The sequence below is a fragment of the Synechococcus sp. R5-12 genome, assembly GCF_047502655.1.
Taxonomy (GTDB): Bacteria; Cyanobacteriota; Cyanobacteriia; order Thermostichales; family Thermostichaceae; genus Thermostichus.
In genome coordinates this window covers 1-9,193 of sequence record NZ_JANSIM010000025.1, presented here as the reverse complement: position 1 = coordinate 9,193, position 9,193 = coordinate 1, and the positions used below count along the sequence as shown (strand labels likewise).

Genomic DNA, 9,193 nt, shown 5'->3' with positions numbered 1-9,193 from the left:
CCCTACGGGTACAGTGCGGGGCTCCTGCGATTTCTAGCTGAAATTTTGCGCTCCTTTAGCAGGGATCCCTCGAAGTTCTTTGCCGCTATCTGCCGTTTTGGCCGCAAACTGAAGAGAGCACCTTGGTTGCCGTTGCTGCGAACGCCTGAGGTGCCTGTGTCTTTAGATCTCAAAGAAAGCTTAAATAGCAAAGCTCAAAAGATCCATTGGACTCCATTCCGCTTACGCAAACACTAGAAATCATGGGATCCCGTTCACCACGTCCAGCCCGGCCCATCCGTTCCGGCCACTATCCGGCCAAAGAGCTGTGCAGCCAGTGTGGCCTTTGCGATACCCGCTACGTGGCCCAGGTCAGAGAAGCCTGTGCCTTCTTGGACCAGCAACTGACCCAGTTGGAAGAACAGACCCACGGGCGATCCCGGGAATCGCTGCGCTCAGGATCCCTTGCCGTCACTGATACCGATTACTTCGGTGTCTACGAGGCGATGTACACAGCCCGCAAGCGGGATCCGATCCCGGGGGCCCAGTGGACGGGCATTGTCAGCAGCATTGGCATGAAGGCCCTCACCACTGGCTTGGTGGAAGGGGTGGTGTGCGTGCAGGCGGATGAGCGGGATCGCTTTCAGCCACGGCCCATCCTGGCTCGTACCCCCGAAGCGGTCTGGGCGGCGCGAGTTAACAAGCCAACTCTTTCTCCCAACTTGTCTGTGTTGGAGCAGGTGGAGCAAAGCGGCCTCAAGCGCCTATTGGTGATCGGGGTGGGCTGCCAAATTCAGGCTTTGCGGGCGGTGGAAAAAAAACTGGGCCTGGAGAAGCTGTACGTGTTGGGCACGCCCTGTGTGGACAATGTCAGCCGTGCCGGGCTGCAAAAGTTTCTAGAAACCACCAGCCGCTCCCCACAGACGGTGGTGCACTACGAGTTTATGCAAGACTTCCACATCCACTTCAAACACGAAGATGGCTCGGTGGAAAAGGTGCCCTTCTTCGGCCTCAAGACCAAAGAACTCAAGGACGTGTTTGCCCCCTCCTGCCTCAGTTGTTTTGACTATGTGAATGCTCTGGCAGATCTGGTGGTGGGCTACATGGGATCCCCCTTGGGCTGGCAGTGGCTGCTGGTGCGCAATCAGCGGGGGCAAGAGCTGTTGGACTTAGTCTGGGAGGAGCTGGAAACCCAACCGGTGATCTCGCAGGGATCCCGGCGGGCGGCAGTGCAGCAGGGGATCCCTGCCTACGACCAAGCCCTGAGTTTGCCAATGTGGCTGGCTCGCCTCTTGGGGGCGGCAATCCAGCGCTTTGGGCCGCGCGGCCTGGAATATGCCCGCTTCTCCATCGATTCCCACTTCACCCGCAACTACCTCTACGTGCGCCGCCACTATCCCCAGAAGTTGGAGCAGCACGTGCCCCCCTTTGCCCGGCGGATTGTGGAGCAGTACCAACTCCCGCAAGACTGAGGCTCAGCAGTAGCGGATCCCAGCTTCCGCCCAGCGATCGATAGCCTGACCTATGCGCTCGCAATCGGCAATTAGGCTAATCCGCACGTAGCCCTCTCCTCCCTCTCCAAAAGCGCTGCCGGGGGTTACGACCACGCCTGTAGATTCCAGCACCCGCAGGGCAAACTCCGTCGATCCCTCAGGGGTGCCGTCGGCAGCGCGGGGGGTAGGGATCCAGAGATACATCGTCGCCCGTGGCGGCTCGATCCGCCAGCCCAACTCCGCTAGGCGGCCGATCAGATAGTCGCGCCGGCGGCGGTAGCGCTCTTGTACCTGCTCCAGGTAGCTATCCGGCAGGCGCAGGGCAGTTTCGGCGGCCTTTTGGATGGCAGCGAAAATGCCGTAGTCAAGATTGGTTTTTAGAGTGCGCAAGCTCTGGATGATCTGGCGATTGCCCACCACAAATCCCACCCGCCAACCGGCCATGTTGTAGGTTTTGGAAAGGGTATGGAACTCCACCGCCAAGTCCTTGGCCCCTGGGATCTGCAGCAAGCTGGTGGGCCGGTAGCCATCAAAAGCCAGCTCGGCGTAGCACAGGTCGTGCACTAGGATGAGATCGTAGCGGCGGGCAAACTCCACCACTTCCTCAAAAAAAGAGCGGGGCGCAACTGCCGCCGTCGGGTTGTTCGGGTAGTTAAAGTAGAGCACCCGCGCTTGCTGGGCCACTTCCGGCGGTATTTCTTGCAGATCGATCAACCACCCCTTCTGCGGGCGCAGCATCATCGGGTAGATCTGCCCGCCGGCAATCATGGGGCCGCGAAAATGGGCTGGATAGGCAGGGCTGGGCACCAACACCAGATCTCCGGGATCCACATAGGCCAGAGCCAGGTGGGTCAGCCCCTCTTTGGATCCCAGCAAAGGCAGCGCCTCTCCATTGGGATCCAGCTCCACCCCGTAGCGGCGCCAGTACCAATCCGTGATCGCCTGGCGGAAGCTGGCCGTGCCCTCAAAGGGCGGGTAGCCGTGGTGGGCGGGATCCGCAATGGCCGCCTGCGCCGCCTCCACCACCGGCTGTGGGGTGGGACCATCGGGGTTGCCCATGCCCAGATCGATCAAATCCAACCCCTGCTGGCGGGCGCGGGCCTTCAGCTCATCCAAGCGGGCGAAGACATAGGCGGGCAGCTTGTTCAGCCGCTGGGCGGGAACGAGAGCGCGGTTCATGGCAAGAATGGGGAAGGGGCACAGCCGGTGCCTGATGGGAGGATAGGTACCTAACTTACCGCCAGACCTGCATCCAAAGCAATGATCGAGATTGGCGGCTTTGGGCATCCGGGATCCCGAACAGCTAGGATAGATATCCCAAGTTATCGACGAGCCAACAGTGCCCCTACCTCTTGTGGCCATTGTGGGCCGCCCCAACGTGGGCAAATCCACCCTCGTCAACCGCATGGCGGGGGTGCGTTCGGCCATTGTGCACGATGAGCCCGGCGTGACCCGGGATCGCCTGTACCAGGAGGTGGAGTGGAACGGGCGCCGCTTGCGGGTGGTGGACACCGGCGGCCTGGTTTTTGGCGACGACAGCGAATTTCTGCCCCACATTCGCCAGCAAGCGATGGCAGCCATGGCCGAGGCGCAGGCCGTGATCTTCGTGGTGGATGGCCGAGAGGGACTGACACCCGCCGATGTAGAAGTGGCCGATTGGCTGCGCAAACAACCCCTGCCGGTGGTGGTGGCCGTAAACAAGTGCGAGTCGGGGCAGATGGGCCTGGCTCAGGCAGCAGCCTTTTGGGAGCTGGGGCTGGGGGATCCGATCCCCTGTTCCGGCATCCATGGCAATGGGGTAGCCGAGCTGTTGGAGGCGGTGCTGGCTCACTTGCCCGAAGTGACCGCAGAAGCCGCAGGCGAGCCAGATCCCATCGCCGTCTCGATTGTGGGACGGCCCAACGTCGGCAAATCCAGCCTGCTCAACCGCCTGGTAGGATCCGAGCGGGCCATCGTCAGCCCCATTTCCGGCACCACCCGCGATGCCATCGACACCGTGGTCACCTGGGAAGGGCAGCCCTATCGCCTCATCGATACCGCCGGCATCCGCAAAAAAAACCGCGTGCAGTACGGCATTGAGTTCTTCAGCATCAACCGGGCCTTCAAGGCCATCCAGCGCTCGGATGCAGTGCTGCTGGTGATCGATGCTTTGGAGGGGGTTACCGAACAGGATCAGAGGCTGGCCGGGCGCATCGAAGAAGAGGGCCGCGCCTGCGTTGTCGTCGTCAACAAGTGGGATGCAGTAGAAAACAAAGATACCCACACCATCAACGAGTTCACCCGCGAGATTCGCGACAGGCTTTACTTTATTGAATGGGCGCCGCTCCTGTTTGTCAGCGCCCTCACCGGGCAACGCACCCACAAAATCTTTGAGCAGGTGAATACCGTGGTGGCCGCCCACCGCAAACGGGTTCCCACCGCCGTGGTCAACGAAGTGCTCCAGGATGCTCTTGCCTGGCAATCGCCCCCCACCAACCGCCAGGGCAAGCAGGGCAGAATTTACTACGGCACCCAGGTGGCGGATCGGCCCCCCACCTTTGTTCTGTTTGTCAACGATCCCGATTTGTTTAAGGATAACTACCGCCGCTTCCTGGAAAAGCACTTCCGGCAAAACCTGGACTTTACCGGTACCCCCATTCGCTTTCTCTGGCGCGGCAAATCCGAGCGCTTGGTTGGGCGGGCGGTGCGAAAATTGGAGAGATCCCTGACCTCTCGTTAGGCCCTCTGGTCTACTGAAAGCCTATGGCTGTGGATCCCAACGTCAAAACCCTGGTTGACAACCGTCGCGCCCGCTTCGAGTACGACATCTTGGAGACCTATGAGGCCGGGATCCAACTGACCGGCACAGAGGTGAAATCGATACGAGCGGGCAAAGCCAACCTGCAAGACGCTTTTGCCCTCTTTCGGGATGGGGAAGCATGGCTGCACAATCTGCACATCTCCCCCCATGACACCGCCAGCAAAGTGTTTAACCACGACCCTACCCGCCGCCGCAAGTTGCTGCTGCACCGCCGCGAGATCGACCGCCTACGGGGCTTGGTGGAACAAAAGGGCCTGACCGTGGTTCCCCTCAAGCTGGTGCTCAACCGCGGCTGGATCAAAGCCCATCTGGGCGTGGCCCGCGGCAAAAAGCTCCACGACAAGCGGCAGGCAATCAAAGAGCGGCAAACCCAGCGGGAGATTCAGCGGGAACTGAAGGAACGATAAATTTCTCCCTGAGCCCCTGCTGGCTTCCACGTCGTTTGCCAAGCGCCTTTTTGTATTCTCAGATACAGCGATCTGCAGCGGGATCCCGATGATGGATGTAGTCTTCCGGCTTTGGATCCCTGTTCTGTTGGAGCTGCCTGTGAACTGGAATCTTACCCGCGCTTTTTCTCCCTCGAGAGGCTGGGCTATTGGCCTGGCAGTCGCCGCTCTACTGGGATCCACCCCCACAACAGCGCAAGAGACCTTCAAAGTGGGCATGGTGCTGGTGGGGCCGATGCAGGATGGCGGCTGGAGCCAGGCGCATGTGGAGGGCAGCGAATACGTCAAGGCCAAGTTGCCCGGTGTCGAGTTTGACTACCTGGACAAGGTGAACCCAGCGGATCGGCCCAATGTGCGCGCCTCCCAGGTGGCGGATGACATGATCGCCCGAGGTGCGAAGGTTATCATCTTTACTTCCGATGACCACAAAGACGATGCGATTGAAACGGCCCGCAAGCATCCTGAGATCGCAGTTATCCATGCTTCTGGGGACATGGCCTGGAAGGAAGGGAAAAATTACATCGATCTGCCCAACTTGGCCAACATCATGCCCCAGATGGAAGCGATGCGCATGGTGGCCGGATGTGCCGCGGCTCTGGGATCCGAAACCGGCAAAATTGGCCTGTTGGGGCCTCTGATCAACGACGAAACCCGCCGTTACGCTGCTGCCGCCTACTTGGGAGCCAAATACTGCTGGGATACTTACCGGGATCGTCCCGAGGAGTTGCAATTCCGAGTGACCTGGATTGGCTTTTGGTTTAACATTCCAGGGGTCACTTTGGATCCGAGCAAGGTTGCCGATGACTTTTACAACGGCGGCTTTGATGTGGTGATGTCAGGGTTGGATACACCGGAGGCGGCGGTGCAAGGCAAACGGGCTGCTGAGGCCGGAAAGCGAGTGCGCTACACCCACTACGGCCTGGCCAGCGGTTGCAACTTCGCGCCCGAAATTTGCCTGGGGGTTTCTTACTACAACTGGGGGCCAGGATACAAGCAATTGATCGAGGCAGCTCGCGCGGGCACCTTCGAGAGCCAATTCCTGCGTCCGCCCATCGACTGGTCGGATATCAACAACCCGGACACGTCTTCGGCAGGGTTCATCATGGGAGAAGCCCTGAAGCCGGAAGACAAGGCCAAGCTGGAGGAGTTTATTGCTGGCTTGGGGAATGGCAGCATTCAGCTCTTCAAGGGGCCGCTCAACTTCCAAGATGGCACGCCCTTCTTGGCTGAGGGGGAAGTGGCCAGCGAGGTCGAGATTTGGTATCTGGGCCAGTTGCTAGAGGGCATGGAGGGAGCCAGCAACTAGCGGAAGGCGTTCTAGGCTCCGGGTAGGGGGAAGAACCGGTCGGTTTCTTTCACCCGCTGACACCAGGCTCGGATCTGGGGAAAGGGCTTAAGGTCAAACCCACCCTGCTCCGCCACATGGGTGTAGGTGAAAAGGGCGAGATCGGCGATGGTGTAGCGGTTGCCCACAAAAAACACCTTCCCCTGCAGATGGCCTTCCATGATCTCCAGCGCCTCTGTTCCAGATTTCAAGTTCTGGGCGATCACGTCAGCATGGGCCTCTGCTTGGCCGGCCCGCACCCAGAAGCGAGTGGTGGCGATGTAGCGGGCGATGCGGGTTTGTTCAAAAAGCAACCACTTCAAAATCTCGGCCCGTTCCAACTTGTTTTGGCCGTAGAGGGGGGTGTCTTCTGCCAGGTAGACCAAGATCGCGGCGGACTCGGCCAAGACCGTTCCATCTTCCAGTTCCAAAGCCGGGATCTGGCCCAGGGGGTTTTTGGCCAGGTACTCGGGGCGGCGGTTTTCTCCGGCCCTGGAGTTGACTTCAACCGTCTCATAGGGGATCCCCAATTGCTTGAGGAGCAATTCCACTTTGTAGCAATTTCCGGAGGTTGGGATCCCGTACAGTCGCAACATTGTGGTTAACCTCAGCCCAAAGCACCTTACAAAGAACTTCGTCCTAACAACGCCAACGGCAACCCAATCAACAAAAACCCTCTGTCCCTAACACTTTTTTAGCAGCTTTGTCCTGCATCTGCCGGCGGTATTCCCGCCCAAAGGCTTGCAGCAACCCTTCTGCATGGGAAAGAGGCCCTGCTTCATAGGCACGGGATCCCACCCCTTGCTGGGTGAGCTCGCACAGGTGCCAATCCTGTCGATTGGTGCGATCCCACAATTCCACCACCTCGCTGGGATCAAAACCATCCAGCGCCAAGGTCTCCGGCTCAAACAGCCAATCGCAGACAACCCGCGTCCGGTCGGATCCCTGGGGCCACAGAGTGTGGGTCATGACATAGTCCGGCTGCAGGCTCAAGAATAGATTGGGCATAAGGGTGTAGTAGTAGGCCCGCCGTTGGTTCTCGCCTCGCACGGTGGAGATCAGGGGCAAGCTGCGTTGGCCACTCATGTTTAGGCTGGTCACATCTGGATTGAGCAACATGTAGCCGCCCAAAAAGGGGCCTTCCATCAAGTCGTTGCGACCACTGCGAGCCGGCGAAAGGCGGGCCAATTCTGGGTGAATGAGCGGGCAGTGGTAGCACTCAGAGTAGTTTTCAAACAGCAATTTCCAATTGGCTTGAACGTGGTATTCAATACGATGGCCTCGCCGCAGAGCGGACAGGTTCCACTCTCGGAAACGACCTTGCAATGGGGCAAAAACCTCATCGAAGGGCTGAGGATTGCGGCTGAGGTTGACCCAGACGAAGCCTTCCCATTCTGCCAAGGCAGCGGAGTGGAGGGGATAATCTTCACGGCGAAAGTCTTCCACCTCGTGCATCTGGGGAGCCGCCAACAATTGTCCGTCCAGCCCATAGCGCCAGGCGTGGTAGGGGCAAGGGATCCCATCGGCAAAATGGCCTTGGAGCTCGCTGCAGAGTCGGGTTCCTCGATGGCGACAGTGGTTGAAGAAGGCATGGGCTTGCCCCTTGGGATCCCGTACCAGGATCAGGCTTTCTCTGAGCACCTGCACCTGCAAAAAGTCTCCAGGTTGGGCCAGATCGGCACTGCGCCCCACGCAGAACCACTGCCGATAAAAAATCCGCTCGATCTCCGCCTCAAAGCGGCTGGAGGAGACGTAGTAGTGGCCAGGCAGGGTGCGGGCGCCCGGTTGAACAGTAGCGGGATAGAAAGCGGTCATAGCGCGGGGCAGCAAAGCAAGATGGGAAAAACTGCCGTTGAACTCCAAAGGCTTTGCTATCCAAGCTAACGCAGGGATCCCAGTCAGTATCTGTTCTAAGCAGGTCTAGGGCATTTTTGCAGCATTCCCCCCAGGCACGCCGTGCTGCTTGCGCGAATACCCCAGTCTCCTACCCACAAGGGGAGAGGGGGGCATAAGAACTCCGTCCTGCTGACGCAAATGGCTTATTCCCGCTAGGGGGACGTAGCGCTGTAGCCCAAGTCGCGCAGAAGGTGCTCAGAGCGCCGCCAGTGGGGCCGCACCTTGACAAACAGCTCCAGGTACACCTTGCCCAGGATCAGCTTTTGAATCTGCAGGCGGGCTGCCTGGCCGATCCGCTTGAGCCTTTCCCCCCCTTTGCCGATGAGGATCCCCTTTTGCGAGTCCCGCTCTACATAGAGGGTGGCCAAGATGCGGGTGACGTTGGGGGTTTCTTCCACCTGGTCGATGGTCACGGCCACGGAATGGGGCACTTCCTCGCGGGTCTGCAGCAGCACCTGTTCTCGGATCAGCTCCGCCATGATGAACCGCTCCGGCTGATCCGTCACCAGATCCGGCGGGTAGTAGTAGGGGCCGGTGGGCAGCAGATCGATGGTGGCTTGGATCAGGGGTGTCAAACTGCTGGGATCCAAGGCAGACACCCAAACGACAGGAGCGCCGGGGCGCAGGGCTTGGTAGCTCTCCTGGTGAGCTTGGCGCACGGCAGCATCCCGAGGAAGCAGATCCGCTTTGTTGCAGACGATCAGGCAGGGGGAAGCAGCAGGGATCCGCTCGGCAATAAAAGCATCCCCGCGTCCTGCCGGCACCGATCCATCCACCACGAAGAGGATCACGTCCACAGCGGCAATGGCTGCCTGGGCGTTGTGTACCAAGATTTCCCCCAGGCGGTGGTGGGGTTTGTGGATGCCAGGGGTATCCACCCAGATGATCTGGGCTTGGGGTAGGGAGAGGATCCCCTGCAGGCGGTTGCGGGTGGTCTGGGCCACGGGAGAGGTGATGGCAATCTTTTGTCCCACCAGGGCGTTGAGTAGGGTGGACTTGCCCACATTGGGCCGCCCGATCAGCCCCACAAACCCCGACTTAAACCCTGGCGGGGCAGCCGGGATCGCAGACAGTTCCCCACTGCTGACACGACCGGGCGCCGATTCCCCTTCTGCTGCAGCAGCGGAGGACTCTGTCCCGCCGTCGCCAATGGATCCCTGTCCCTCAGGGGAGGGATCCCTCCCGTCTGAAGGAGAATAGGGATGTCCGGCGCTGATACATTTACGCTGAACACTGCTGAACATCACTGTTCAAC

Annotated in this window: 8 protein-coding genes; 4 read left to right on the top strand and 4 right to left on the bottom strand. The window is 59.7% G+C overall.

Annotated elements, in window-relative coordinates; translation table 11 throughout:
* The first annotated feature begins 242 nt into the window (after positions 1–242).
* Positions 243–1,451, top strand: coding sequence for a Coenzyme F420 hydrogenase/dehydrogenase, beta subunit C-terminal domain (locus tag NW843_RS01975; RefSeq protein WP_414521960.1), 1,209 nt, complete (start codon positions 243–245; stop codon positions 1,449–1,451).
* 3 nt (positions 1,452–1,454) lie between these two features.
* Here NW843_RS01975 and NW843_RS01970 read toward each other — a convergent pair whose 3' ends face one another.
* Positions 1,455–2,651, bottom strand: a complete 1,197-nt coding sequence (locus tag NW843_RS01970) for an aspartate aminotransferase (RefSeq protein WP_414415961.1) — start codon at positions 2,649–2,651, stop codon at positions 1,455–1,457.
* A 160-nt stretch (positions 2,652–2,811) separates the two neighbouring features.
* Between NW843_RS01970 and der the strand changes: the two genes are divergently transcribed.
* From der to NW843_RS01955, 3 genes are all read left to right on the top strand, one after another.
* Positions 2,812–4,191, top strand: a complete 1,380-nt coding sequence (gene der, locus NW843_RS01965) for a ribosome biogenesis GTPase Der (RefSeq protein WP_011432890.1) — start codon at positions 2,812–2,814, stop codon at positions 4,189–4,191.
* A 23-nt stretch (positions 4,192–4,214) separates the two neighbouring features.
* Positions 4,215–4,679 (top strand): SsrA-binding protein SmpB, encoded by a 465-nt coding sequence (gene smpB, locus NW843_RS01960; protein ID WP_011432891.1) that lies wholly within the window; start codon positions 4,215–4,217, stop codon positions 4,677–4,679.
* 88 nt (positions 4,680–4,767) lie between these two features.
* Entirely contained in the window at positions 4,768–6,024 is a 1,257-nt protein-coding gene (locus NW843_RS01955; RefSeq protein WP_414521959.1) for a BMP family lipoprotein, read from the top strand.
* Between the two features lie 11 nt (positions 6,025–6,035).
* Here the strand turns inward: NW843_RS01955 and NW843_RS01950 are convergent, their stop codons facing one another.
* From NW843_RS01950 to era, 3 genes are all read right to left on the bottom strand, one after another.
* Complete coding sequence (locus NW843_RS01950; RefSeq protein ID WP_414409419.1) at positions 6,036–6,638, bottom strand: glutathione S-transferase family protein; 603 nt, start codon at positions 6,636–6,638, stop codon at positions 6,036–6,038.
* A gap of 67 nt (positions 6,639–6,705) precedes the next feature.
* Entirely contained in the window at positions 6,706–7,857 is a 1,152-nt protein-coding gene (locus NW843_RS01945) for an aromatic ring-hydroxylating oxygenase subunit alpha (RefSeq protein WP_414521958.1), read from the bottom strand.
* A 233-nt stretch (positions 7,858–8,090) separates the two neighbouring features.
* Complete coding sequence (gene era, locus NW843_RS01940; RefSeq protein ID WP_414384116.1) at positions 8,091–9,182, bottom strand: GTPase Era; 1,092 nt, start codon at positions 9,180–9,182, stop codon at positions 8,091–8,093.
* Positions 9,183–9,193: the final 11 nt, after the last annotated feature.